Annotated in this window: 28 protein-coding genes; 19 read left to right on the forward strand and 9 right to left on the reverse strand. The window is 70.7% G+C overall.

The window, feature by feature from the left end; all coding sequences use genetic code 11:
- The 8 genes from IEX22_RS03740 to chcB2 all read left to right on the forward strand — a co-directional run bounded on the left by IEX22_RS03740 (position 1) and on the right by chcB2 (position 8,471).
- On the forward strand, positions 1 to 798 hold the full coding sequence (locus IEX22_RS03740; protein ID WP_188666425.1) for an SDR family NAD(P)-dependent oxidoreductase: 798 nt from the start codon (positions 1 to 3) through the stop codon (positions 796 to 798).
- A gap of 91 nt (positions 799 to 889) precedes the next feature.
- Entirely contained in the window at positions 890 to 1,669 is a 780-nt protein-coding gene (locus IEX22_RS03745) for an IclR family transcriptional regulator (protein ID WP_188666427.1), read from the forward strand.
- Between the two features lie 100 nt (positions 1,670 to 1,769).
- A complete protein-coding gene (locus IEX22_RS03750) occupies positions 1,770 to 3,434 on the forward strand; it encodes an FAD-dependent oxidoreductase (protein ID WP_188666429.1) in 1,665 nt (554 codons plus the stop codon).
- A complete protein-coding gene (locus tag IEX22_RS03755; protein ID WP_188666431.1) occupies positions 3,431 to 3,736 on the forward strand; it encodes a Dabb family protein in 306 nt (101 codons plus the stop codon). The genes IEX22_RS03750 and IEX22_RS03755 overlap by 4 nt, the downstream gene beginning before the upstream one ends.
- On the forward strand, positions 3,733 to 5,100 hold the full coding sequence (locus IEX22_RS03760) for an MFS transporter (RefSeq protein WP_188666433.1): 1,368 nt from the start codon (positions 3,733 to 3,735) through the stop codon (positions 5,098 to 5,100). The genes IEX22_RS03755 and IEX22_RS03760 overlap by 4 nt, the downstream gene beginning before the upstream one ends.
- Before the next feature lie 45 nt (positions 5,101 to 5,145).
- Complete coding sequence (gene chcC2 / locus IEX22_RS03765) at positions 5,146 to 6,951, forward strand: 4-oxocyclohex-2-ene-1-carboxylate 5-dehydrogenase (protein WP_188666435.1); 1,806 nt, start codon at positions 5,146 to 5,148, stop codon at positions 6,949 to 6,951.
- Positions 6,948 to 7,709, forward strand: a complete 762-nt coding sequence (chcB1, locus tag IEX22_RS03770) for a trans-4-hydroxycyclohexanecarboxylate dehydrogenase (RefSeq protein ID WP_188666437.1) — start codon at positions 6,948 to 6,950, stop codon at positions 7,707 to 7,709. The genes chcC2 and chcB1 overlap by 4 nt, the downstream gene beginning before the upstream one ends.
- On the forward strand, positions 7,710 to 8,471 hold the full coding sequence (chcB2, locus tag IEX22_RS03775; RefSeq protein ID WP_188666439.1) for a cis-4-hydroxycyclohexanecarboxylate dehydrogenase: 762 nt from the start codon (positions 7,710 to 7,712) through the stop codon (positions 8,469 to 8,471).
- Between the two features lie 15 nt (positions 8,472 to 8,486).
- Here the strand turns inward: chcB2 and IEX22_RS03780 are convergent, their stop codons facing one another.
- Both IEX22_RS03780 and IEX22_RS03785 read right to left on the reverse strand, forming a co-directional pair.
- Positions 8,487 to 8,756 carry a hypothetical protein gene (locus IEX22_RS03780; RefSeq protein ID WP_188666440.1) on the reverse strand — a complete coding sequence of 90 codons (270 nt, stop codon included), beginning with the start codon at positions 8,754 to 8,756 and terminating at the stop codon, positions 8,487 to 8,489.
- Between the two features lie 172 nt (positions 8,757 to 8,928).
- The gene (locus IEX22_RS03785; protein WP_188666442.1) at positions 8,929 to 9,945 is read right to left on the reverse strand and encodes an NAD(P)/FAD-dependent oxidoreductase; all 1,017 of its coding nucleotides are present in this window, start codon (positions 9,943 to 9,945) and stop codon (positions 8,929 to 8,931) included.
- A 92-nt stretch (positions 9,946 to 10,037) separates the two neighbouring features.
- Here IEX22_RS03785 and IEX22_RS03790 point away from each other — a divergent pair, with 92 nt between their 5' ends.
- Positions 10,038 to 10,631: a helix-turn-helix domain-containing protein gene (locus IEX22_RS03790; protein WP_188666444.1), complete on the forward strand. Its 594-nt coding sequence runs from the start codon at positions 10,038 to 10,040 to the stop codon at positions 10,629 to 10,631.
- Positions 10,632 to 10,729: 98 nt separating this feature from the next.
- Positions 10,730 to 11,611: a class I SAM-dependent methyltransferase gene (locus IEX22_RS03795; protein WP_188666446.1), complete on the forward strand. Its 882-nt coding sequence runs from the start codon at positions 10,730 to 10,732 to the stop codon at positions 11,609 to 11,611.
- Positions 11,612 to 11,755: 144 nt separating this feature from the next.
- On the opposite strand, the gene kynA is transcribed toward IEX22_RS03795, so the two are convergent.
- Positions 11,756 to 12,583 (reverse strand): tryptophan 2,3-dioxygenase, encoded by an 828-nt coding sequence (gene kynA, locus IEX22_RS03800; protein WP_188666614.1) that lies wholly within the window; start codon positions 12,581 to 12,583, stop codon positions 11,756 to 11,758.
- A 131-nt stretch (positions 12,584 to 12,714) separates the two neighbouring features.
- Here kynA and IEX22_RS03805 point away from each other — a divergent pair, with 131 nt between their 5' ends.
- Together IEX22_RS03805 and IEX22_RS03815 are read left to right on the forward strand one after the other, a co-directional pair.
- A complete protein-coding gene (locus IEX22_RS03805) occupies positions 12,715 to 12,951 on the forward strand; it encodes a type II toxin-antitoxin system VapB family antitoxin (protein WP_188666448.1) in 237 nt (78 codons plus the stop codon).
- A 423-nt stretch (positions 12,952 to 13,374) separates the two neighbouring features.
- Positions 13,375 to 14,391 carry a toll/interleukin-1 receptor domain-containing protein gene (locus IEX22_RS03815; RefSeq protein ID WP_188666450.1) on the forward strand — a complete coding sequence of 339 codons (1,017 nt, stop codon included), beginning with the start codon at positions 13,375 to 13,377 and terminating at the stop codon, positions 14,389 to 14,391.
- A 484-nt stretch (positions 14,392 to 14,875) separates the two neighbouring features.
- On the opposite strand, the gene IEX22_RS03820 is transcribed toward IEX22_RS03815, so the two are convergent.
- From IEX22_RS03820 to mobC, 3 genes are all read right to left on the reverse strand, one after another.
- Positions 14,876 to 15,154: a hypothetical protein gene (locus tag IEX22_RS03820; RefSeq protein ID WP_188666452.1), complete on the reverse strand. Its 279-nt coding sequence runs from the start codon at positions 15,152 to 15,154 to the stop codon at positions 14,876 to 14,878.
- Between the two features lie 1,738 nt (positions 15,155 to 16,892).
- The gene (locus IEX22_RS03825) at positions 16,893 to 17,054 is read right to left on the reverse strand and encodes a hypothetical protein (protein ID WP_188666454.1); all 162 of its coding nucleotides are present in this window, start codon (positions 17,052 to 17,054) and stop codon (positions 16,893 to 16,895) included.
- 291 nt (positions 17,055 to 17,345) lie between these two features.
- Complete coding sequence (mobC, locus tag IEX22_RS16075; RefSeq protein WP_188666461.1) at positions 17,346 to 17,624, reverse strand: plasmid mobilization relaxosome protein MobC; 279 nt, start codon at positions 17,622 to 17,624, stop codon at positions 17,346 to 17,348.
- Between mobC and IEX22_RS03835 the strand changes: the two genes are divergently transcribed.
- Together IEX22_RS03835 and IEX22_RS03840 are read left to right on the forward strand one after the other, a co-directional pair.
- Positions 17,623 to 17,889 carry a VOC family protein gene (locus IEX22_RS03835; RefSeq protein WP_188666463.1) on the forward strand — a complete coding sequence of 89 codons (267 nt, stop codon included), beginning with the start codon at positions 17,623 to 17,625 and terminating at the stop codon, positions 17,887 to 17,889. The two genes, mobC and IEX22_RS03835, sit on opposite strands and share 2 nt — an antisense overlap.
- A 20-nt stretch (positions 17,890 to 17,909) precedes the next feature.
- Positions 17,910 to 18,263, forward strand: a complete 354-nt coding sequence (locus tag IEX22_RS03840) for a VOC family protein (RefSeq protein ID WP_188666471.1) — start codon at positions 17,910 to 17,912, stop codon at positions 18,261 to 18,263.
- Here the strand turns inward: IEX22_RS03840 and IEX22_RS03845 are convergent.
- Complete coding sequence (locus IEX22_RS03845) at positions 18,217 to 19,008, reverse strand: alpha/beta fold hydrolase (RefSeq protein WP_188666472.1); 792 nt, start codon at positions 19,006 to 19,008, stop codon at positions 18,217 to 18,219. The genes IEX22_RS03840 and IEX22_RS03845 overlap by 47 nt on opposite strands.
- Before the next feature lie 113 nt (positions 19,009 to 19,121).
- Here IEX22_RS03845 and IEX22_RS03850 point away from each other — a divergent pair, with 113 nt between their 5' ends.
- Positions 19,122 to 19,754 carry a maleylpyruvate isomerase family mycothiol-dependent enzyme gene (locus IEX22_RS03850; protein ID WP_188666474.1) on the forward strand — a complete coding sequence of 211 codons (633 nt, stop codon included), beginning with the start codon at positions 19,122 to 19,124 and terminating at the stop codon, positions 19,752 to 19,754.
- Positions 19,755 to 19,869: 115 nt separating this feature from the next.
- On the opposite strand, the gene IEX22_RS03855 is transcribed toward IEX22_RS03850, so the two are convergent.
- Positions 19,870 to 21,567 (reverse strand): thiamine pyrophosphate-binding protein, encoded by a 1,698-nt coding sequence (locus tag IEX22_RS03855; RefSeq protein ID WP_188666476.1) that lies wholly within the window; start codon positions 21,565 to 21,567, stop codon positions 19,870 to 19,872.
- 217 nt (positions 21,568 to 21,784) lie between these two features.
- Between IEX22_RS03855 and ybaK the strand changes: the two genes are divergently transcribed.
- Positions 21,785 to 22,276: a Cys-tRNA(Pro) deacylase gene (gene ybaK, locus IEX22_RS03860; RefSeq protein ID WP_188666484.1), complete on the forward strand. Its 492-nt coding sequence runs from the start codon at positions 21,785 to 21,787 to the stop codon at positions 22,274 to 22,276.
- Between the two features lie 15 nt (positions 22,277 to 22,291).
- On the opposite strand, the gene IEX22_RS03865 is transcribed toward ybaK, so the two are convergent.
- The gene (locus IEX22_RS03865; protein ID WP_188666486.1) at positions 22,292 to 22,801 is read right to left on the reverse strand and encodes an O-acetyl-ADP-ribose deacetylase; all 510 of its coding nucleotides are present in this window, start codon (positions 22,799 to 22,801) and stop codon (positions 22,292 to 22,294) included.
- Positions 22,802 to 23,247: 446 nt separating this feature from the next.
- Between IEX22_RS03865 and IEX22_RS03870 the strand changes: the two genes are divergently transcribed.
- The 3 genes from IEX22_RS03870 to IEX22_RS03880 all read left to right on the forward strand — a co-directional run bounded on the left by IEX22_RS03870 (position 23,248) and on the right by IEX22_RS03880 (position 24,797).
- Positions 23,248 to 23,907, forward strand: coding sequence for an aspartate/glutamate racemase family protein (locus IEX22_RS03870; protein ID WP_188666488.1), 660 nt, complete (start codon positions 23,248 to 23,250; stop codon positions 23,905 to 23,907).
- A 62-nt stretch (positions 23,908 to 23,969) separates the two neighbouring features.
- Positions 23,970 to 24,467 carry an SRPBCC family protein gene (locus IEX22_RS03875; protein WP_188666490.1) on the forward strand — a complete coding sequence of 166 codons (498 nt, stop codon included), beginning with the start codon at positions 23,970 to 23,972 and terminating at the stop codon, positions 24,465 to 24,467.
- Between the two features lie 120 nt (positions 24,468 to 24,587).
- Positions 24,588 to 24,797, forward strand: coding sequence for a DUF3140 domain-containing protein (locus IEX22_RS03880; RefSeq protein WP_268236852.1), 210 nt, complete (start codon positions 24,588 to 24,590; stop codon positions 24,795 to 24,797).
- Positions 24,798 to 24,843: the final 46 nt, after the last annotated feature.

Raw genomic sequence — 24,843 nt, forward strand, 5'->3', positions numbered from 1 at the left:
ATGGACGTCACCGAGACCCAGCCCCGCGCCGACCAGCCACTGACCGCCCTCGTGACCGGTGCCTCCGGCGGGATCGGCCGGGCTACCTGCCAGGCGCTGGCGGCGCGCAGGTATCGGGTCGCGGTGCACTGGGCCGTCAACGGCGACGGGGCCCGTGAGACGCTCGCCTCCCTGCCGGGCGAGGGTCACCTGCTGGTCCGCGGCGACCTGACGGAACCGGGTGCTCCGGAGCGGGTGGTGAGTGACGCCGGCGACGGACTCGGCGCCCTCGGCGTGCTGGTCAACAATGCCGCGATCGCCACCGGACCCGAGAACCGCCACCATCCGGCCGAATGCTCCTTCGCGGACTGGTCGGCGGCCTTCCGCGGCATGATCGACGTCAACCTCAGGGCCGCCGCCGATGTCAGCTACTGGTTCGCCCGGCAGGCGATCGAGGCCGGGCACGCGGCGAGCATCGTCAACGTCGGCTCCCGCGGCGCCTTCCGGGGCGAACCCGAGCACCCCGCGTACGCGGCCACGAAGGCGGCGCTGCACGCTCTCGGCCAGTCCCTCGCCGTCGCCCTGGCGCCGCACGGCATCGTCGTCACGTCGGTGGCGCCGGGGTTCACGGCCACCGAGCGCACCGCGGACCGGCTGGCGGGTGCCGGCCGGGAGCGCATCACTGCCCAGAGCCCATTCGGTCGGGTCGCCAGCGCCGAGGAGGTGGCCCACGCCATCGCGCACCTGGCCGACCCGGCGTCGTCATGGGCGTCGGGCGCGATCCTGGATCTGAACGGGGCCTCGTACCTGCGGAGCTGACGGGCGAGGCGCTGCGCCGGGAGACCTGTGCTGCTATCTCCTGACCGTCGCCGGGCCGTCCACCACGCGCGAGCGATGAAAGGAAGCAACCATGGCCAACTCCTCCTCGGGCGATTCCATGGTCAACCGCCTCGTGCGCATCATCGAGGCGTTCGACGCCGATCACCGCTCCCTGAGCGCGGCCGAGCTGGCCCGCCGCGCCGACCTTCCCAGCAGCACCACCTACCGGATCGTGGAGGACCTGCTGGGCGAGTCCCTGCTCGAACGGCACGGCCAGCGATTGCGGCTGGGCAATCGGCTCTGGGAACTGGTCTCCCGCGGCTCCCCGGTGCTCGGGCTGCGGGAGGCCGCGCTGCCGTTCATGGAGGACGTCCAGTCCGTGGTCGGCCACCACACCGCGCTCGGCGTGCTGGACGGGAACGACGTGCTCTACATCGAACGGATCGGCAGCAACGAGATGACGACGAACATCGCGCAGGTGGCGCGCCGGCTGCCCGCTCACGGCACGTCCACCGGGCTCGTCCTCACGGCTTTCGCCACCGCGGAAGTGCAGGAGGCGTTCCTGCGGCGCCGGCTGCCGGCGCTGACCGACACCACCATCACCGACCCGGCCGAGCTGCGGCGCGTCTTCGCCGAGATCCGTCGGACCGGGCACTGCGTGATGCCGGGCTTGATCGTGCCGGAGTCCACCGGCGTCGCCGTCCCCGTCTTCGACCGCGCGGGGACGGCCGTCGCCGGGCTGAGCGTCATCATCCCGCGGCACGGCGGCCCGGTCGCCACCTCCGTCACCGCCCTGCGCACCGCCTCACGCGGCATCTCCCGCGCCCTCGGCTGGCATCGTCCCCTCGGCGACGCCGTCCGCCGCCCCTGAGGATCCTGCTCGATTCCCGATGAACGGGAAGGTGTGACCCAGAGAACACTCCCGCCGGAACAGTGGAGCGCATCCGTTCCGGCTCGAAGGAGAGTCCTCGATGAAGTACCTGACCGAAGCACCCGCCGGCGACGTCGACGTCCTCGTCCTCGGCTCCGGCGCCGGCGCTCTGACCGCCGCGGCGACCGCGGCGCGCGCCGGCAAGACCGTCGTCGTGCTGGAGAAGGCGAGCCTGCTCGGCGGCACGAGCGCGATCTCCGGCGGCATGCTCTGGATCGCCGCCAACCACCACGCCCGCGAGGCCGGCATCGACGACAGCACCGACGCCGCCTCGGCCTACGTGACCGCCATCTCGCGCGGCCGTGGCCGCGCCGAGCTGGTCGACGCGGCCGTCACGTTCGGCGACGCCATGCTGCGCTTCGCCGAGGACGAGCTGGGTGTCCGGTTCCAGTTCCTGGAGACGTTCCCCGACTACCGCACCGACCTTCCCGGGTCCGTCGAGACCGGCCGCACCATCGAGCCGCAGCCGGTGAACAGCCACGCGCTGCTCGGCGGCCTGGCCGCCCACGTGCGCTCCGACGGGCGCGCCCCCTTCACCATGCAGGAGTACGAGCGGTGGGGCGCCTTCACCCGGTTCCCCTGGGACGAGCTCGCCGAGCGGGAACGGACCGGCATGGTCGCCAAGGGCCGGGCGCTGGTGACGATGCTCCTCGCCGCCGCCGTGCGGGAGGGCGTGCACGTCGCCGTCGAGGCCCGCGGCGAGCGGCTCGTCGTCGACGGCGGACGGGTCGCCGGCGTCGTCCTGGACACCGGCGAGCGCCTCCTGGCGACGGACGCCGTCGTCATCGGCACCGGCGGCTTCGAGTGGGACACGGCACTGGCCGACTCGCTGCTCGCCAGCCGCCTCTTCACGATGTGCTCACCTCCGACCAACGAGGGCGACGGCCTGCGCATGGCGCAGCGGATCGGCGCCCAGACCCGCGGCACGCGCGAGGCCTGGTGGGCTCCCATGGCCGTCACCGGCGACACCCGCGACGGCCGTCCCATCGGCACGCTGCTCCGGTTCGAGCGGCAGGGACCGGGATCGATCATGGTCAACCGCGACGGCCGGCGCTTCGCGAACGAGTCGCAGAACTACAACGACCTGGCTCGCGCCCTGCAGTCCTGGGACTCGCCGAACAACCGCACCCTGAACACCCCGGCGCACGTGATCATCGACCAGCAGTACCTCGACACCTACGGGCTGCTGGCCCACCGGGCGGGGGAGCCCACCCCCGCGCACCTGGTCGAGGCGGACACCCTCGAGGAGCTCGCCGAGCGCATCGGGGTGCCGGCGGAGACCCTGGTCGCCACCGTCGACCGGTTCAACCAGCACGCCGCCCGGGGCGAGGACCCGGACTTCCACCGCGGGGAGACGGCCTACGACCGGTACTGGGGCGACGCGGAGAACCCCTGGCCCAACCCGTCCCTCGCCCCGCTGGCGCGCGGCCCGTTCTACGCCCTCGAGGTGGTCAACGGCGCGTTCGGCACCAGCGGCGGCATCGCCACCGACGGGCGGGCCAGGGTGCTCGACGTCGACGGCGCACCGATCGCCGGCCTGTTCGCCGTCGGCAACGCCACCGAGAGCGCCTACGCGGCCGGGTACCCCGGCGCGGGCGCCACCCTCGGCCCGCTCATGACCATGGGCTACCTGGCCGGGCGGACCATCAGCGGGCAGCCGGTGGCCCAGGACGACGCCGACGCGCTCGCGGGAGCGGCACGATGATCCGCCACACCGTCCTCTTCCGGTTCAAGCCCGACTTCCCGGACGAGCAGCGCGCGGCCTGGACCACCGGCCTGGACCGGATGCGGGGCCACGTCCCGGGCCTGCTCGCCCTGACCCACGGAGCGAACGTCATCGCCTCGGCGCGGGCCTTCGACTATGCCATCGTCGCGGACTTCGCCTCCGTGGACGACATCGCGGTGTACGACACCCATCCGCTGCACGAACCGCTCAAGCAGTACTCCCTCCCCAACAGCGAGCAGATTCTCGCCGTCGACTTCGAGATCCCCGAGGACGCCTCATGAGCACCACCGCCCGCTCCGCCACCGCAACGACCGCCGCAACGACGGCGACCTCCGGCTCACCGGACCCCGTCATCCCTGCGAAGACTCCGCGGAAGGCCGCGCTCGCGTCCTTCCTCGGCTCGACGCTCGAGTACTACGACTTCTTCATCTACGGCACCGCCGCGGCGCTCGTGTTCCCGGCCCTGTTCTTCCCGGCCGACGCGCCCGCCGTCGGCCTGGTCGCCGCCTTCGCCACGTTCGGCGTCGCCTACGTCGCCCGGCCGCTGGGCGGCATGGTGATGGGCCACTTCGGGGACCGGCTCGGCCGGAAGAACGTCCTGCTGGTGACCCTGTGCCTGATGGGGCTGGCGTCGCTCGGCATCGGGTTCCTGCCGACCTACGACGCCGTCGGCGTGCTCGCCCCCGTGCTGCTGACCCTCGGCCGCCTGATCCAGGGGTTCTCCGCCGGCGCCGAGTCGGCCGGCGCCTCCACCCTCACGCTCGAGCACTCGCCCGAGGGCCGCCGCGCGTTCTTCACCTCCTTCGTGATGACCGGCTATGCGGCCGGCATGGTGCTGGCGACCCTCGTCTTCGTCCCGATCACCGCGCTGCCGAAGGACCAGCTGATGGCGTGGGGCTGGCGCGTGCCGTTCTGGTGCTCCGTCGTCGTCCTCGCGATCGCCTACTGGGTACGGACCCGGCTCGACGAGACGCCCGTCTTCGAGGAGGCCCGCGAGGAGGGCGAGGTGCGCAAGCTCCCCCTCGGTCAGGTGCTCCGCCACCAGCCCGGCGCCGTCGTCCGCGTGCTCTTCATGTCGATCTTCTCCGTGATGCAGACGATCTTCACGGTCTTCGGCCTCTCCTACGCCACCGCCCAGGGCGGACTCGACCGCGGCGCGATCCTGACCATCAACGCCGTCACCATCGGCCTGTCGATCCTCGCCATGCCCGCCCTCGCCACGCTCTCGGACCGGGTGGGACGGAAGCCGCTGCTGATCGCCTCGATGCTCGGCTGCGCGGTGGCCCTGTTCCTCTACTTCGGCGCGCTGGGCACCGGGAGCCTTCTGGTGGCGTTCCTGGCCAGTGTCCTGTTCATGACCGTCCTGTACTCGGGCTTCAACGGCCTGTGGCCCGGGTTCTTCGCCGAGCAGTTCGCGGCTCCCGTCCGGTACACGGGCATGGCGCTGGGCAACCAGCTCGGCCTCGTCGTCGCCGGCTTCGGCCCGCTCATCGGCGGCCTGCTGATGACGAGCGGGCCCGTCGGCTGGGTGCCGGTGGCCGTCTTCGGGGCCGCCTGCGCGATCGCCGCGGCGATCGCCGTCATCGCTTCGCCCGAGACCGCCCGCACCCCCATCGACGAGCTCGGCGCCCCCGCCCGACGCTGACCGACACGACCCTTTCCACCACCGACAACAGGGAGTCATCGACTGATGTCACCACGAACCGCCACCACCGGAACCACGAGCGGAAAGACCACCGAGAAGAGCACCGTCTGCGACGTCCTCGTCGTGGGCTCCGGCGCCGCCGGCATGGCCGCCGCGCTGAAGGCCGCCAGCCAGGGCCTGAGTGTGATCGTCGCCGAGAAGGAGCAGTACGTCGGCGGGACGACGGCGATCTCCGCCGGCTGGGCCTGGGTGCCCGGCAACCGTGCGGGCACCGAGGCGGGGGACACCCGCGAGGCGGTCGAGACCTACCTGCGGAATCTCGCCCCGGACACCTACAACGCCGACGGCGTCGCCGACTTCCTCGACAATGTTCCCGAGGCGCTGGAGTTCTTCGAGCGCGAGACCGACGTCTCCTTCGTCTACCCGGACAAGGCGCCGGACTACCAGATGGACCTGCCCGGCGCCCGGCTCGGCGGCCGCGCGATCCTCCCGACGGACACCGATGCCCGGATCCTCGGCGACAAGCGCCTGCTGATGCAGCCCTACCTGTCCTCCTACACCGTGTTCGGCTACATGCCCCAGGTGGGGCCGGACATCAACGAGTTCTTCCACGTCAACCAGTCGGTGACGTCCTTCGTCTACGTGGCGCGGAAGTTGCTGCGCACCTGGGTCGACGCCGCCCGTTACCGTCGCCCGGTGCTCCGGTCCAACGGCAACGCGCTGATGACGCTGATGGTCAAGAGCGCGCTCGACGCCGGGGTCCGGCTGTGGGAGTCCACGCCGGTCGAGTCCCTCACCCGGGGCGACGACGGCGCGGTCACCGGGGCGGTGCTCGGCGGCGACCGGGCGGGCCGGGTCGAGGCCCGGCTCGGCGTCATCCTCGCCGCCGGCGGCTTCTCCGGCGACGCCGAGCTGCGTCGCCGGTACTTCCCGCACGACGCGGGCGGTGACGACCACTTCACGCCGACCGTGGGTCACGGCGGCGACGCGGCCCGGATGGCGATGGCCGCCGGCGGGCACATCGACGACGGCGTCTCCTCCGTCGGCTCCTGGGCGCCCGTGACCGTGTTCCGGTACCGCGACGGGCGGCGGCGTCTCTTCCCGCATCTGCGGGCCATCGGCCTGCCGGGCCTGGTGGCCGTCGACCGGCACGGAAAGCGGTTCGGCAACGAGGCGCTGAGCTACCACGACTTCGGCGGCACGATGATCGCGCACGACGCCGACGAGGACGGCACCTACGGGTTCGTCATCGCCGACGCGAAGGCCATGCACAAGTACGGCATCGGCTACGCGAAGCCCTGGCCCATGCCGCGCGGCTACTTCTACCGGACGGGCTACCTGGTCCGCGGGGAGACGCTCGCCGACCTGGCCGGCAAACTCGGCATGGACCCGGCCGAGCTCGAGCAGACCATCGGCACCTTCAACCGCGGCGCCGTCGAGGGCGTCGACGCCGAGTTCGGGCGCGGCTCCACCGAGTACAACCACTTCCGGGGCGACCTGGAGCACCGGCCGAATCCGAACCTGGCCGCACTCGACAAGGGTCCCTACTACGCCGCGAAGATCCAGATGGGCGATCTCGGCACGTTCGCCGGCGTTGCGGTGGACCGGGACAACGTCGTCGTCACCGCGGAGGGCGCGCCCATCCCGGGCCTGTTCGCCGTGGGCGCCGCCGCCCGGAGCGTGTTCGGCGGCGGCTACCCGGGGTACGGGTCGCACATCGGTGCGGCCCTGGTGTTCGGCTACCGGGCCGGCCGGGACGTCGCCCGGCTCGCCGCGGAGCGCCGGGGCGGCAGTGCCGCCGGTCGCGGAGCGCAGGTCGCCGCGGACGTCTCCGAGGGGGGCGCCCGATGAGCGCGGACCGGGTGGAGGGCAAGGTCGTGCTCATCTCCGGGGCGGCGCGGGGGATGGGGGCGTCACACGCCCGCGTCCTCGCCGCACACGGGGCTCGGGTGGTGATCGGCGACCTGCTCGAGGAGGAAGGGCGGGCGCTCGCCGCGGAGATCGGCGCTATCGCTGGTGACGACGTCGCGCTGTTCGTGCCCCTGGACGTCACCGACCATGCGAGCTGGACGGCCGCGGTGGCGGCGACCGTCGACCGGTTCGGCCGGCTCGACGTGCTGGTGAACAACGCGGGCATCTTCACCCGCGGCAGCGTGGAGGACGCCGACGTGGACGAGTGGCGGCGGACCATCGACATCGACCTGACCGGTAACTTCCTCGGCATGAAGGCCGCCGTCCCGGCGATGAAGGCCGAGGGCGGCTCGATCATCAACATCTCCTCCATCGCCGGGCTGGTCGGCTTCAAGAACCGGGCGGCGTATGCCGCGGCGAAGTGGGGCGTCCAGGGGCTGACGAAGACGAGTGCCCTGGACCTCGGACCGTACGGGATCCGGGTCAACTCGGTGCACCCCGGGTCGGTCCGGACGCCGCTGACGGCGGACCTGGAGCGAGGCTTCGGCCAGATCCCGCTGGGCCGGGACGCGGACGTCACCGAGATCTCGGACCTCATTCTCTACCTGGCCTCCGACGAGTCCCGGTTCATGACCGGTGCCTCGCTCGCGATCGACGGCGGCGAGACCGCGGGGAACCACCTCCGGGAGGACGCGTAGATGACGAACGCACCGGCTCTCGACTTCGCCGGGCGCACCGCGGTGGTCACGGGAGCCGCCTCGGGTATCGGCCGGGCCACCGCATGCCTGCTCGCCGAGCGTGGCGCCGCCGTCGTGATCGGCGACGTCGCCGAGGCGGCCCGAACGGTGGCGGCCGAGCTCACCGAGGCGGGTCACCGGGCACTCTTCGTCCGCACCGACGTGACGGACGAGGCGTCGACGGCGGCGCTGATGGACGCGGCGGCGAGCGCGTTCGGTGGCGTGGACGTCCTCGTCGCCAACGCGGGCATCGCCGAGCCGAAGGCGCCGCTGCACGCGCTCGACGTGACGGCGTGGCGACGGGTGATCGACATCGACCTGACCGGGGTCGCCCTGTGCGGCAAGCACGCGCTGCGGCACATGGTCGAGGCCGGCCGCGGGTCGATCGTCAACGTGTCCTCGATCCTCGGGACGGTCGGCCAGGCGAACAGCGGCGCATACTGCGCCGCGAAGGCCGCCGTCGCGAACCTCACCCGCTCCACGGCGGTGACCTACGCGGCGTCCGGGATCCGGGTCAACGCCGTCGCGCCCGGCTACGCCGACACGCCGCTGGTCGCCGGACTGCCGGAGGCGGTGCGCGGCTCGATGGTGGCCAGGCAGCCGATCGGGCGGCTCGCCCGGCCGGAGGAGATCGCCGAGGCCATCGCGTTCCTCGCCTCGGACGCGGCCTCGTTCGTCGTGGGCGCGGTGCTGGCGGTGGACGGCGGGTACACGGCGGTGTGATCCGGCTGCCGGCCGTCACCCCGCGGAGGTCTGCGCTTTCGACCAGTCCTGCGGGATCCAGTTCCCGACGAGATTGCCGATGATCAGCGTCTTCGCCTCCGCGTCGAACAGGTGGACGACGCCCTCGCGCATCGTGGCGGACAGTGCGGCGAAGGCGGGGGCCGAGACCGGCAGCACGTGCCGCGTGCCGTCCTCGGTGACGACGAGGAGGTCGAACTCCTCCCCGCCGGCCCAGTTGGCGTTGATGTACTGCACGCGCTGCGTCTGGGCGCTGGCTCCGCTCATGGTCCGGCCTCTTCCTGGTCGACGGTGCGGACGGTGCCGGCGGTGGCCGACCGGTTCAGCCTGTCCCTCGGCGGCCCCGCCGTCCAGCCCCGCCGTCCACCCCCGTCGGCCCGGCCCCGTCGGCCCGGCCGGGGGCCCGGTCGGCCCGGCCGGGAGGCTGCCCGGATCGCGATCAGGCGACGCTGCCGACGGTATCGGTGGCGACCACCGCGGCGTCGGCCTCGGCGATCACGAGATCCGCGTTGATCCGGGCGCCCGCGAGCGCTCCCGCCGCAGCGGCCGCCCCCACCTGTGCGGTGAGATCGGTGGCGTTCCCGGCGACCCACACGCCGGGCACGTCGGTGGCCCCGGCGAGTCCGGAGACGAAGCGGGTGCCGATGCCCGGCGGCACCTCCTCCGTGGCGAGCCCGAGCGCCTCGAGCCCTTCGGTCCGGGCCTGCAGCGTCGTGCCGACCGCGAGCACGCGCCGCTCGATGACGTCGCCATCGGCCAGGCGCACACCCGCGATGCCGCCGTCGTCGGCCCGAAGCACCTCGCTGACCGGCGCCTCGACCACCCGGACGCCGCGGGCGGCGAGCCGGGCCCGGTCGGGGTCGTCGAGGTCGATGCCCCGGGAGAAGTAGACGACGTCGTCGGTCAGCTGCCGGAAGAGCAGCGCCTGGTGGACGGACATCGGGCCCGTGGCGATGACGCCGATCGTCTCGTCGCGGACCTCCCACCCGTGGCAGTACGGGCAGTGAACCACGTGGTGACCCCAGTGCTCGGCCAGGCCCGGCACCTCCGGCAGCACATCCCGCAGACCGGTGGCCACGAGCAGGCGCCGCGCGGTGACGGCACGACCGTCGGCGAGACGCACGCGGAAACCCAGGTCCCCGTCGGCCGCCGGTGGCAGGGGAGCGGCGTCGACCACCGTCCCGGCGACCACGAGGCCGCCGTAGCGGCGCACGTCCTCCCGGCCGCGGCGGAGAAGCTCGGCGGGCGGTGTGCCGTCGAGACCGATCGCTCCGTGCACCGCGTCGGCCGGGGCGTTGCGCGGGTCGCCGGCATCGACGACGACGACGGAACGGCGGGACCGGGCGAGCATCAGCGCGCCGTTCAGGCCCGCCGCGCCGCCGCCGATCACGACCGTGTCCACGGTGTCCTCGGGCAGCTCGTCGGAGATGATGTCGACGGGGTTGGTCTGCGTCATGGGGTGTCCTTCCGAAAGCCTCAACAACCGGTCGATCGGACCGGCACCGTCACGCTAACCGGTCGATGCTCCGTTGGCATAGACTCTTGCTCATGCAGCAAGACGATGATGACCTCGACGGCCTCGTGCGCAAGCGGATCCGCGCGCTCCGGGTGGCGCAGGGCTGGTCGCTGGAGGAGTTGGCGACCCGGGCGCGGCTGAGCCAGTCGACGCTCAGCCGGATCGAGAACGGTCAGCGCCGCCTCGCGCTCGACAGCCTCGTGACCCTGGCGCGCGCCCTGGACACCAGCCTGGACCAGCTCGTGGAGACGGCCTCGGACGACGTCGTCATCAGCCCGGTGATCGACCGGTCGCGCGACCAGAAGCGCTGGCCCATCCGCGCCGAGCCCGGCGTCACGGTGATCCGGCAGCGCATCACCGGTCCGCCGCCGGAGAACCCGGCCGCCATGCGGGCGCATCCCGGCCGGGAGTGGCTCGTCGTCCTCTCCGGCACCGCGGTCCTCATGCTCGGCAACCGGCGGTTCCGCGTCGAGACGGACCAGGCTGCCGAGTTCCCCACCATGCTGCCGCACGCCATCGGCGCCGCCGGCCGGCCGTGCGAGATCCTCGGCATCTTCGATCGCGAAGCGCGGCGCCATCACCAGGACGCGACGGCGGACGCCCGACGCGGCCCGGACGGCGGGTGACCGACGCCGATTGCCGTTCCGGCACGGTGGACGGGCATCCTCTTGCCGTTCCGGCGGATCCGGCGCTCTGCCCGCGGTCCGGGCCGTAGCGTGAACGGGTGACGACTTCACCGCAGCACCAGCACGTCCACCAGCAGCACCACGCCCATGACTCGCACGAGCACGACGGCGACCTCACCGAGCTGCTCGACCTGGACGCCGACGTGCTCACCGGCTACCTCACCGACGTCGTCGGCTGGTTACCGGTCGCGACACCGCCGCGGCGCATCCTCGACCTCGGCACCGGAACGGGCGGCGGCGCCTTCGCGCTGCTCGATCGATTCCCGGACGCGTCCGTGACCGCCGTCGACGTCTCCGCCGCCTACCTGCAGCGCGTCCGGGAGAAGGCGGAGGCGCGGGGCCTGGGGGAGCGGGTGCGCACGGTGCAGGCGGACCTGGACGGCGACTGGCCGGACCTCGGCACGCCTGACCTCGTCTGGTCCTCCGCGGCGATCCACCACCTCGCCGACCCGGACCGCGGGCTCCGCGCCATCCGCGACCTGCTGACGCGCGGCGGGCTGTTCGCGCTCGTCGAGCTCGCTGACTTCCCTCGCTTCCTGCCCGCGGATGCGCCGGCCGAGCGGCCGGGCCTGGAGGACCGCTGGCACGAGGTGACCGCCCGCTCCCACGCCGACCGGGTGCCGCACCTCGGGTCCGACTGGGGCCCGCGATTGGTCGAGGCCGGCTTCGAGCTCGCCGGTGAGCGCGCCGTCACCGTGGACATCGACGGGAACGTCGCTTCCGGCGGCGACGAGGTCCTCGGGCGCTACGCCCTCGCCACGATCCGTCGCGTGCGCGAGACCGTCGGCGCCGACCTGGATCCCGCGGATCTCGCGGCGATCGACCGGCTCCTCGACGTCGACGGGCCGGGCAGCATCATGCGGCGCCACGACCTGGCGGTGCACACCGAGCGCCAGGTGTGGGCCGCCCTGCGTCGCTGAGCACGCGACGCCTGGCAGGGTGGGCGGATGGAGTCCCTCGCATCGGAGCAGCGCGTCATCGAGGCGGCTCAGGCACGTCGCGCGGTCGGCGCACCACCCCCACGGTCGTCACATTCCGCGTTGTGCGCGGCGCGAACGGCCACGTCAGCGGCCGATCTCGGTGCGCACCGCGTAGAGCTCGGGGAAGAAGGTGAGGTCGAGCGCGCGCTGCAGGAAGCCGACGCCCGAGGAACCGCCGGTGCCGGTCTTGAATCCGATGGTGCGTTGCACGGTCCGGAGATGGCGGAAGCGCCAGAACTGGAAGTTGTCTTCGACGTCGACGAGGTCCTCGCACGCCTGGTACAGCGCCCACGGGGTGTCGGGGGACTCGTAGATCCGGCGGAAGACGGGCACGAGGTCCTCGCGCAGAACCCAGGGCTGGGTGACGTCCCGGTCGAGGATGTCGGCCGGGACGGCGTATCCGGCGCGGGCGAGCGCGCGGAGGAACGCGTCGTACAGCGTCGGTTCGCCCAGCAGGGTCGAGAGCAACTCGTGCGCGCCCGGCTCGCTGGTGAACAGCTCGAGCAGCCGCGCGTTCTTGTTGCCGAGGATGAATTCGACGGCGCGGTACTGGAACGACTGGAAGCCGGACGAACTGCCCAGCGAATCCCGGAACTCCGCGTACTCCCGCGGGGTGAGCGTGCCCAGCACGGACCACTGCTCGGTGAGGGTCCGCTGGGTGGCCTTGACGCGGGCCAGGCCCTTGAGCGCCTTGCCGAGGTCGTCGGCGTCGATCAGGCGGCGGGCCTCCCGCAGCTCGTGCAGGATGAGCTTCAGCCACAGCTCGCTGGTCTGGTGCTGGATGATGAACAGCAGTTCGTCGTGGTGCTCGGGCGTGCTCTGGGGATGCTGCGCGCCGAGGATGCGGTCCAGGTCGAGGTAGCGCCCGTAGGACATCGCGTCGTGGAAGTCGGTCCGGATCGTCTTCTCCATCGGGCGCGTGCCATCGGTCACGGAGGGCTCCTTCGGCGGGGGATCGTCAGCGGACGATTCCGCCCGGTGTCATCGTCGATCGTAAGGGAAATGACCTCCCCGCCGACTACCGACCGTGGCACGATGATGGCATGGCTCGCACACGGTTGAGCACGACGGTCGATTCCGCGCTCCTCGGCGAGGCACGGCGCCTCCGGTCAGGCACGACGGAGGCGGCCCTGGTGGACGAGGCGCTGGCTGCCCTCCTCGCCGCGCACCGCGCGGCCGAGGTGGACGCCAGCTATGCCGCCTACGACGTGCACCCCCTGAGCGAACCGGAAGAATGGGGCGACCTCGCCTCCTTTCGCGAATCCGCAGCGGCGACGTGAACGACCGCCCCGTGCACGACCACCATCCGTGGGCTCGCGAGCGAGGTTGTCCTGGAGCCGGGGGAGGACCCCATCCCGCGTCGCTCGGCAGTCAACCTCGACTCCGTCGAGAGCGTGTCGCTCGCGGTGCTGGTCGAGCGACTTGGACGTCTGAGCGACATGAGAATTCGGTAGAACTGTGCTGTCCTGGCCATCGCCGTGGGCTGCCGGTGACGCCGACGCGCCGGGACTGGCTTGCGACCATTCACAGCCCCGAACCCTCAAGAGCGGACTACTGCTGGACAGCCTCTGTATCAAGTTCAGTCATGTAGTTCTGGCTAGCGAGCGCCTTCGAGACGGCTCGGAAGAGAGTCCTGAAGTCACTACACGCGCTCCGTGGTGCTGGATCGGCCTGAGTCGCTCCTCATCAGGCAAGCTGTGTCTATGGACGCGTCACCTACCACGGAGCACTCCGACCCGCCCGTTGCCTTCGTCTCCTACTCATGGGCCACCGAAGAGCACATCGCCTGGGTCACCAGCTTAGCTCGCCGCCTCCGCGCCAACGGCGTCGATGTGCACCTCGACAGATGGGATGTGAGCCTGGGTAACGACATTTACCTATTCATGGAGAGATACGCGGATACTTCTGCTCGTGTGCTTGTCATACTCTCTGACGACTATGGGCCGAAGGCAAACAACCGGGCAAACTCACCATCCGGTGTCGGCACGGAGACGACCATCGTGTCGTCGACCGTCTATAATGACTTGGGAGGCAATCGAGTCATACCGGTCATACCAGACTCCGGGACGGTGGCGGCGGAACCCGTTCTACCTACTTATCTGGCTGGCAGGATTTGGCTCGATTTCAGGGATGACCACGAAACCGCATATGAGCACCTCCTGCGGGACCTTCACGGAGTACCAATTGAGGCCGCCCCGCAGCTTGGGCCGAATCCTTTTGTTGGCGCAACCGAGGCACAGGCGCGCGCGATGATCCGCAACGACCCCACCCGGTGGCGCGACGGCCGATCAAGCGGCTTGGTAGAACTGAACCTGAGCGAGAACTCTGGCCGGTTCACCCTTGGCGGTGACGACTCCAGCTTTACCTTGTGCTTGGACTACCCCTATAGCCACATAAACGGCAAAGACGGACCGAAGCAAGTCCGACACTTAAACGACTATATCGGAAATATCGGGCTAGTGAAATCAGCCGTTCAAAGGCCCGAGCGCCTGACCGATCTCGCCGCCCTGCCTATGTCTAATCGCGTCGAAATGACGGAGCCTGGCGATGTCGTGGTCATGATGAACCGAGGCGGGTATTGGGCACTGCTGATGCTCGACGACGTGATCTTCCGTAAGGGCATGAACGGCTATGAACCAATCGCCATTGCACGTTTCGTTATCGCCACCGACAGGACCGCCTCCCTCGCGCTTGACGACTTACCGGACTCCTTGAAATAACGGGGTTTAATATGCAATCACGTGAGCACCCGGCTGTCTAAGTGGGTTAAGCTCACATTCAGTCGGGCCGTGCGTGACCTTTCTCACCGCTCCTTGCCACGAACCGAGTCATCCCTGTCACGCACGAGGGCCGCTTGTGCGGCCGGCTCGGGAATGACCTCACCGGCGCGCGGCGCTCGAAGCGGACGCCTGCGACGTTCAGCGCTCACGTTCCACACGCAGGCCGTCGATCTTGAATTCCACGCGGCACGGTTCTCCGAGGTCGGTTGCTGCGGCGTGTCACGGCGAGGAGAGGTCCCTCTCTCGTCAGGGCGTCTCGCTGACCGTGCGTTATGCAGTCGCCTTGGACGCCGAGGCACAATCTGGGCAAGTAATTGACATAATGCCGATTATCGGCGGGTGGTATGGCGTGATGGAAACGGCGTCGCCGGTCACTCCAGAAGAAGCTCGATGTACTTCCGCCGGGCCTTCATCGAGTGGATGATCAGTTCGTTCCCGCCGTCGAACCGCAGCACGGCCAGTGCGACCGCCCGATTCGATTCGCCCGGCCTGCTGTTATTCCGGCTCGGCCCGGTGCGGCTCCTGCTCGACCGCACCGCCCCTCGACGTGCTGGGGCAGATCCAGCCGCAGGGTCGGACCCACCTCGGCCCCGTTGCGGGTCATCCCCTGGACGAGCAGTGAGCCGGGCGGGCGCCGCCCGGCGGTCAGTTCCATCAGGGCGAGGAGGTCGGCCTGGGTGCGGATGGTGATGCGCTTGGTCATGTCGTGCCCCTTTGGCGAGTCGGGGCTGGGACGGAACCAGCCGCGTCCCTCTCCCCCACGTGTTTTTCCGGCTGGCGAGCATGCGAGCTACGGCCGACGGAAAGCGGTCAACCCGCAGGGCGGCGGAGGAGAGAATCTGCCGGCGATATAAGCGACGCTGGAGCGCTTCGGCAGAATCTCGGTGGAGCCGGCCCCCACGAAGGAGGGGGTTGAACTGCTTGGAGCGGCCGCGATGATCCGAAGGACAGCCGGAAAACAAGGGGGCACCGACGGCGGTCCGGAGCTTGCGGAGGCCGGCGGCGGCGGCTGATCAGCCCGAGCGCAGCGAGGACCGATTCCCAGCGGTCGGCCGCCGTGTCGGAGCGTCAGAACGAAGGGGTTACCAATCAGCGGGTGAAACTTGTATTTAGGTTGCCTATCCATAGTTGCCCTTCACCTGATCCGGCGTTAGCTTGATGCGGCGACACTGCTGTCGCCACTTGCATTGGGGGGTTTGGCTTTGAGAAAGCTGATGACTTTAGTCGTCGCGGTGGCACTATCGTCACTGGCGCTGGTAGGCACTAACACATCCGCAAGTGTGGCAGCGATGCCACCCAGGTACTATCCGTACAATCAGATTCTTTGGTGGGCACACACGCCAAAGGGAGACATACCGGTACGCCGTGGGTATTGGGATTCGGTGAGTAAGTCGGGATTCGGTTTCGATAAGATTTTTTGGCACCATGATCTGTGGAACAGGTCGACCATATCCACCGTCTTGACAGGTTCGTCTTCGATCGACAAAGTTGATGCGGGAACGTACGTCAAGTACGTGTGGCTTCAAATCCGAGATGTCAGGACTAAAAGGGTCTATCTAGAGCAAAAGGTGCGCGCTGTCGTAATTCTGAACCGCGCCGTGAACGTAAAGGGTTACCAAACATCCAGTCCCGCTGGCCTTTTCACTATGTACTGTGATTACGGAGATCCGAGCAGGACTAAGTGCCCAGATTGGGTCAACACAGCGCAAAGGGCCACGAGCAAGGTATCGAACCCTGCAGGCGGAGATCCCGCGCTTGAACCGACCCCCGACATCTCGGCCGCTCCTACTACTACAGAAGCTGCGCCTGCCGTGACCCTGCCCGACGAACCGCTTGACGAGTTCGGTGCTCCAACTTCGGCCGGTCCAAGCGTGGACGCAGTGAGGCCGAAGTATCCCGCAGTCCGGCCCCCGGGCTACCAGTTGCCGGTAGCCACTCCCTACTCCGACGGCACTGAGTTTGTCATCGACACCGAACCGTCTTATGTCGTTGGAGGAGCTGGCGGTGTCTACTGACCCCGCCGGTCAAAGGGGAGAGAGAATTCAAAGGTGGAGGGATTCGCTTCGTCATATCGAAACCGAGCTGCAGCTGCCTTCGGAAGGTTTTCGCGGCTGTGACATAGGGTTCGATGAAACCGGCAATCTTATCATCTTTTTCCAACACGACCGGTTCGCTACTGGCAACTCATTTATTGGTCGCGCTTACCAGTACGAATACCTTCCGAGACCCGAGTCGGCTGCAAACACGGAAGAATTCTTGCGGCTTGCCTTCCTCGGCGATTTGATCCCCCCATGGGGGACAAGTCAAGAGACTGGTCCCCACCCTGACAGCTGGGTTCCGGACGTTCCGATCTCGTTCTGGATCGGCACTCTCTGAAAGCATGCCTGCGTCACCCCCAGTGGTGGGCCCTGCCCGAGGACCGGACCCACCACCCGCTACGGCTACTTGCCGTCGTCGGTCAGGAGCCGTTCGACGTCGGCGGGGGTGTATCCCCAGCCGATCAGCGCGGTCAGGTGCTCCCCCGCCCCGGAGGGCCGGTTCCGCCACGAGTCCTTGCCCATGTCGGCCTCGATGCAGCCGATTACCGCGGCGAGGGCCACCATCGTCGGGTCGGTGGTCCGCTTCGCGGCCCACGCCCGTCCGTCCTCGCCCCGCCAGCGAGCAATGCCAGACGTGACGCATCATTTCGTCGAGCCCGTAGGTGCGACGGTTCAGGTCGATCTTCCGGGCGATGGACTTGGCCGCGGTCGTATCGAGTTCGGCATGGTCGTGCCACGCCATGATGGTGGCGGACCCGTTGATCAGGTGCGGATGAGTGTGCTCGTTGGCCCGCCCCGGGCCCACCAGGTGCGACATCAGCCCGGCCGGCCGGGAGCCCCTCGTCACGTTCGGGATCACAGCCGGTACTCCTCCAGCTTCGCCAGCGCTTCTTCGCCGAATGTCCGTGCGATGCGCAGCGTGGCCGCAGCCTCCGCCGGGACTTCCCCGGTCTGGTTCGCGTGCTTGGCGAGCTGGTTGACGTTGTTGGCGATGGTCGCCATCAGCCGTCGCATCGCCAGCAGCTCACCGAGCTGCTCACGCCGCCGGGCCTTCATCGAGTGGATGATCAGTTCGTTCCCGCCGTCGAACCGCAGCACGGCCAGTGCGACCGCCCGATTCGATTCGCCCGGCATGTTGTTCTTCCGGCTCGGCCCGGTGCGGCTCCTACTCGACCGCACCGCCCCGTCGTCGTTGCTCTATCTCGAGGTCGAGGACCTGCCCGGCGCCGTGGAACGACTCCGCACGTCCGGCACCGACGTGGAGAGCGAGCCGCACGTCATCTTCACCCATGCCGACGACACCCTGGGCCCCGACGGGACCGACGAGTGGCACGCGTTCGTCCGCGACAGCGAGGGCAACCTCGTCGGCCTGGTCAGCCGGGTCCCGTCCGTGGCCTGAGCGGGTGTCAGACTGGGGCCATGGAACACGTGCTCGGCATCGGCGGCCACTTCCTCCGTGCGTCGGACCCGGAGGCGGTGACCGGCTGGTATCGCGACTGCCTCGGCCTCGACCTGGACGAGTACGGCCAGTGGACGCAGGAGGCGGGTCCGACCGTCTTCGCGGCGTTCCCCGCCGACACGGACTACTTCGGCTCCGCCACCCAGCAGGCGATGCTCAACTTCCGGGTCCGCGACCTGGACGCGATGCTCGCCCAGCTGCGCCAGAAGGGCGCCGACGTCGCCGAGGAGACGCAGGAGATGGAGGGCGTGGGCCGGTTCGGCTGGGTCACCGACCCGGAGGGCCGTCGGATCGAGTTGTGGCAACCCGCCTGAGCCAGTCCTGGAGCAGGGCGGCCAGCAGGGTGGACTCCTCGTGCGGCAGCGCGTGCCCGACGTCGTCGAGCACGGCCAGGGTGGCCCGCGGATAGACCTCGGCCAGGTCGGCCGTCGCCGCCCAGCCCACCGTCGAGTCCCGGCGGCCGGCGACCAGCAGCACCGGCCCGACATACGGCTCCCCCGCCGCGGCGAGCTCCCACCGTTGCCCGATGCGGTCCATCGCGACCGCGTCCACCAGCTCGGCCGCGGGCGCGACGAACCGCTCGTAGCGATCGAGCATCTCCGGGGTCTGGAGCACGAAATACCCGTGGAACCCGGCGTCCCCGAGGTCGTCACGGGCGATGACGGGCGCGTGCGTGGGCACGTCGTGAGTGTCGGGAAGCAGCGGGCAGATCAGGGCCAGGCCGGTCACACCGGGACGTCGCGCCGCAAGAGCGCGGGCGTAGTGCGCGCCGGCGGAGTGTCCGGCGACGAGCAGATCCCCTCCCCGGGCGACCCTGTCGATGAACCCGAGGAGGATGTCGAGCACGTCGTCGGCGCTGCGGATCGACGGCGGCGCAGCCGTGCGGCCCATCCCGGGCAGGTCGGGATAGAGCCGACGGAGGCCGTCGACGTCGAGTCCCGGGTCGAAGCAGGCCTCCGCCTCGCGGTGGTCGACCCCGGCGCCGTGGAGGACGAGCACCGGCGTCCCGTGCCCGTGCTCGACGTAGTGGACCGTCGTCTGCCCGACCCGGCATTCCATCGCTCCACCGTAGACCGGGGCCCCCGTGCAGGGTGCGACGACGGCCTCTGCTCCGTGCCGATGCCGGTGGCCGGCCATGTCGATGCCGCCGGTGACCGCGCTACGCTCACGTCATGACCGCGGATCTCATCGGCCTCGCCCGCGACGAACGCGCCGACCTGCTGCGGTTCCTGCGCACCCTGTCACCGGACCAGTGGCGGACGTCATCCCTCTGCACCGGGTGGACCGTGCGCGACGTCGTCGCCCACCTGATCTCGTTCGACGGCCTCTCCCCCGCCGCGCTCGCCTCGGTCTTCCTGCGCGGCGGCCTGCGCTTCGGCCGGATCAACGACGTCGCCCTGCGCCGGTACGCGCGGCACGAGCCGGCACAGCTGCTCGACCTGCTGAACCGCCGACTCACCCCGACGGGCCTGACGGCCGCGTTCCATGGCGGCATCGCCCTGACGGACGCCGTGATCCACCACCAGGACATCCGCCGCCCGCTCGGGCTCACCCGGGACGTCCCCACCGAACGCCTGCTGCACGCGCTCGACTTCGCCCTCACGGCGCCGACGCTGCCGTCGCGGCGACACGTGGAGGACCTGAGGCTGATCGCCACTGACGCCAGCTGGGCGCACGGTCCGACGACGGGGCCGCGCATCGACGGACCGGCCGAGGCCCTGCTGCTGGCGGTCGCCGGCCGGTCGGCGGCGCACGCCGACCTGACCGGGCCCGGGGTCGCCGTCCTCACGGCACGGCGCACATGACGAGCCGACACCGTGAATCCGCTGCACCACGCCGGCGGTCCGGGCCACACCGCCTCGTTCCGGGAGAACGGGCAGGGCTCCCAGCCGGAGATCGTCGCGGGCTGACGATCTCCGCTCAGGCCTCCGTCAGCGCGCCTGCCGCCTCGGCGGACGACGGATCCCCCGGCTTCGGCGCCTTCAGCGTCGCCTCGATGATCTCGAGGATGTACGGCGCGACGACCTCGCGGGACACCCGCAGGTCCGCCACGAAGGTGCCCCGAGCGCCGTCGGCTACCCAGGCCTCGATCGCGTCGAGGTCGTCGAACGTGCGAACGACCGCCGAGGCGCACCCGAACCCGGTGGCCACCCGGGCGAAATCCACCTCGTCGATGAGCATGATGTCCTGGTCGAGACCCTGGGAGCCGTACTGGTGCACCTCGGCCCCGTAGGCGGCGTCGTTGAACACCAGCACGATCGCGCTGGCCGCGGCGCGCGCGAGGGAGTCCAGGTCCGGCAGCCCCATCAGTCCTCCGCCGTCGCCGGTGACGACGACGACCGTGGCATCGGGGCGGGCGGCGGCCGCGCCGGGGGCCGACGGGAAGCCGAGCCCGATGGATTGGAACGCCGTGCCCACCAGGGTGATGCTGTCCGCGGCCGGCAGATCGAGGTAGGTGTTGGCCCAGCCGATGAAGTGACCGCCGTCGGAGACGACGACCCGATCGGCGGGCAGCACCGCGTCGAGCCGACGCATCACGCTGCGCGGGTCCAACCGCCCGTCCGGCGCAGCGCGCTCCCCCGGCTCGCGCTCGAAGATGAGGCGCCCGTCGCGCGCGGTCTCGGCGGCGCCTCCCCACGGCCGATCCGGGCGCGGATGGTCGGCGAGTTCATCGGCCAGCGCCCGGACGACGATCGAGGCGTCGCCGCGGACGACGTCGGTCACGGCCGGGTGCAGGGCGTGCTCGGCCAGGTCGACCTGGATCACCCGGGCGTGGGGCGCGAAGGCCTGGCCGAAGGCGGTCGTGAACTGATTCAGCCCGGCGCCGACGGCCAGGACGACGTCGGCGGCGTGGATCAACTCGGCCGACGGGACGGAGGCGAAGCCGCCCGCCACGCCGAGGTCGTACGGACGTCCCGCGAACAGGCCGCGCGCCGGGGCGCTGCTCGCGGTGACGGCACCGAGCCGATCCGCCAGCTCCCGGACCTGCACGGCCGCGGCCTTCGCGCCCCGACCGGCGAGGATCAGCGGTCGTGCCGCAGCGCCGAGCACCTCGGCGACCCGCGCGACGTCGGCACCGCCGGGTCCGGGCGGCGTCGGCAGCGCCGGCAGCGCCGGCACGTCGTCGTCCTCGGCGGTCGGCGCGTTCACCAGGTCGTACGGGAGGGCGAGGATGACCGGAGTGCGTCGGGCGAGGGCGTGATGCAGCGCCTCGACCGCGACCCGGCCGGGCGTCCCGGCGTCGACCGTGTAGGTGGGCACCCCCACGGCAGCGGCGATGGCCGTCTGGTCGACGTCCCAGGGTCGCGGGCCGGTGGTCGGGGCCGCCCCCGCGACGACGAGCAGCGGCGTGCGGGCCTGCGCCGCCTCGGCCAGCGACGTCACGGTGTTGGTGAAACCCGGCCCGTAGGTCATCGTGGCCAGGCCGACCCGCCCACACACCCGGTGATAGGCGTCGGCGGACGCGACCGTGGCCGTCTCGTGCCGCACGGCCGTGATCCGCATGTCCGTCGTGCGCAACGCGTCGAGGAACCACGCGTTGCCGTTGCCCATCAGGGCGAACGCCTGGTCGACGTGCGCGGCGAGGACGGTGGCGAGGCGGGCGGACACGGTGGTCATGAGCAATCGCTTTCCGGAGGCGTTGGGGACGTCGTCACCGAGCGTAGCGGGGTCGTCGCCCGCTTCTCCTTCCCGGCCGGCGCCTCCCGCGTCCCACCGCGGGTGCGGCGGCCCCGCTGACTGGTCGATGACTGCGGGAAATCCGCTGTCCGTGACGCCGGAACCCGCGTCGATCGACCAGTGAACCGAGGGGGCATCGGCGCGCTACGGTGGCCGGATGAGTCGTCACGGCGGATCCGGCGGGACACCGGCGGTGCGCGCGCTGACCGCCGCCCGCATCCCGTTCGCCGAGCGGGCCTACGACCACGACCCGGCCGCCCCGTCGTATGGTCTCGAGGCCGCCGAGGCACTGGGCGTCGACCCCGCGCGCGTGTTCAAGACGCTGGTCGTGGACACCGGCGCAGGACTCGCCGTCGGGATCGTGCCGGTCGCCACCACGCTGGACCTCAAGCACCTCGCCGCCGCCCTCGGCGTCAAACGCGTGCGGATGGCGGACGTCAAGGACGCCGAGCGGGTCACCGGGTACGTTGCCGGCGGCATCTCCCCGCTCGGCCAACGGTCGACACTGCCCACCGTGCTCGACACGAGCGCCACCGGGCACGCCACGATCCTGGTCAGCGGCGGCCGACGCGGCTTCGACGTCGAGCTCTCGCCGAACGACCTGCTGGCGCTCACCAAGGGCGTCGTTGCGTCGATCTCCGCCGTTTGAGACCGCGCCCGTCGGTCACGACGAGGCGAGCCGCTGCGCCAGCCGGTGGGTCGCCTCGTCGTAGAGCACCAGCGTCGCCGTCCGCACCGATGTCGACGTCGCCCGCAGCGTGCTGAGCGCCTGGATGATCGCGTCCTCCTTCGGCCAGCGGTACACGCCGGCGGAGATCAACGGGAACGCGACGGTGGACGCGCCGAGCTCGTCCGCCACGGTCAGGCTCGTCCGGAAGCAGGAGCGCAGCAGATCCGACTTGTCCTTCGTCTTCGCCCAGGTGGGCCCGACGGTATGGATCACCCACCGAGCGGGCAGGTCGCCGCCGGTGGTGGCCACCGCCTCGCCGGTCGGCAGCCCGTCCGGGTACCGGTCCGCCCGGAGGACCCGGCATTCCTCCAGGATCGCCCGCCCGCCCGCGCGGTGAATCGCACCGTCCACTCCACCGCCGCCGAGCAGCGTGTGGTTGGCGGCGTTGACGATCGCGTCGACCTCCCACGTGGTGATGTCGCCCAGCGCCAGCTCGATGTCCATGTCCGCCATGGTGGCACGGGCACTTGTCACCGCGCTCCCCCGGATGGTTCGCTGGCGACATGAGCACCGAGAACCCCAGCGCCTCCGATGCGGACCTGCCCGACGACGAGCGGCTGCGGCGCGACGTGGGCAGCACCGACGCCACGGACCGCTCCGACCCGGGGGTCGAGCCCGTCGACGGCACCGACCCCGATGCCGCCGCGGCTCTGACGAACGCCGGGCAGCAGGTGGGGGCCCGACGCTCGGCCGCCTCACCGGCGAGCGGCACAGCGACGAGCCCGACGGCGGCACCGACCCCACCTGAGCCGACGGACGGCGGTGCGCCCCGCGCAGGACAGGGTGACCCACCTCCCACAGCTGATCGTCATGCCGCGCACACCGGACGGAAACATCGGCCTCCTAGCGTGATGGGTGTCCCCCGAACGACCCACCCCAGGAGACACCTCATGAAGGTCGGACTGATCCGCGCCGTCACCACCACCGATCCCCGCCTGCTCGACAGCCACGGCGCCGCCCTCGAGAACACCTTCGGGTTCGAGGTCCTCACCCGCGCCATCGAGAACCAGCCCGACGGCGTGTACGACGACGCGTCGCTGGCCGCCGCGGCCCCGAAGGTCGCCCGCCTCGCCGTCGAGCTCGCCCCCGACGTCGACGCGATCGTGATCAGCTGCGCGGCCGACCCGGGCCTCGAGCTGGCCCGTTCCGCGGTCGACATCCCGGTGGTCGGGGCCGGATCCGCGGCGGGCGCCGCGGCCGCGGCCTTCGGCGGCACCGTCGGCGTGCTCGGCCTCAGCCGCACGGCCCCCACGGTGATCGCGGACGCCATCGGCGACCGGATGCTCGTCATCGACGGCGCCGGCGCCTCCCACCGGCCCGCCGACTACCTCACGCCGACCGGCGTCATGGACGCCATCACCGACGCCCACCTGCTGGCCGACGCGGGCGCCGACGTCATCGTGCTCGGCACCACGGGACTCTCCAGCATCGGCATGGCGGCCGAACTGCGCCGCCGCCTGGAGCTCCCGGTGATCGACGCGGTGATCGCGGCCGGGTCGATGCTCGCCTCCGGGGTCGCGGCCCGGCAGGCGCACACGTACGTGATCTGAGCGGTGCGCCCACGCCCTGACGGCAGCAGACGCGCGTGCCGTCACCTCCTACACTGGCCCGCATGAGCAGCTTCGCCATCTCCCGCAGCCGCGTCATCGACGCCCCTGCCGAGACCCTGTTCCCCCTCGTCGACGACTTCCACCGGTGGACCGCCTGGTCCCCCTGGGAGGGCCTCGACCCGCAGATGGAGCGGACGTACGCCGGTCCGGACCGCGGCGTCGGCGCCCGTTACACCTGGCGGGGCAACCGGAAGGCCGGGTCCGGTTCCATGGAGATCCTCGAGTCCGTCCCCCACACCCGCATCCACCTCCGCCTGGAGTTCAGCAGGCCGATGAAGGCGGTCAACCCGACCACCTTCACGTTCGACGCGGCCGGTCCGGGCAGCACCCGGGTCACCTGGACCATGACCGGGGAGAACCGCGGCCTCGGCCGGATCTTCGCGCTCGTCGTGCCCATGGACAAGCTGGTCGGCAAGGACTTCGAGAAGGGCCTGGACCAGTTGGCGATCGCCGCGGCCGGCTCGGCCCCCGGTGATACCGGCCGGGCGGAGGACGCATGAGCGCCGACCGTGAGAGCACGTGGACGGACTTCAGCGCGGCGGTCAACATGACCGCCGGCGAGCTGGAGCGCTGGCTGACCACCGACGAGGCCAAGGAGGTCGGCCAGAAGGACGGCGGCGGTGAGGTCCACCGGGCACGAGAGCGGACGCCACATCGTGACGATCCTGCACACGAAGAAGGCCGACCTCACCGACGGCGACTGGCAGCACATGGCCAAGGTCGTCGGCTACGTCAAGCGTCACTCGGCGCAGCGCCCGGACGGCGACGTGGAACACACGCGCTGGCGGTACTCGCTGATGAACTGGGGCAACGACCCGCTGAAGAAGTAGCGGCAGACCGGCCCGGACACGGACTGCGAACGACGAGCGGGCGGCG

It is taken from the genome of Tersicoccus solisilvae, assembly GCF_014643255.1.
Classification (GTDB): domain Bacteria; phylum Actinomycetota; class Actinomycetes; order Actinomycetales; family Micrococcaceae; genus Tersicoccus; species Tersicoccus solisilvae.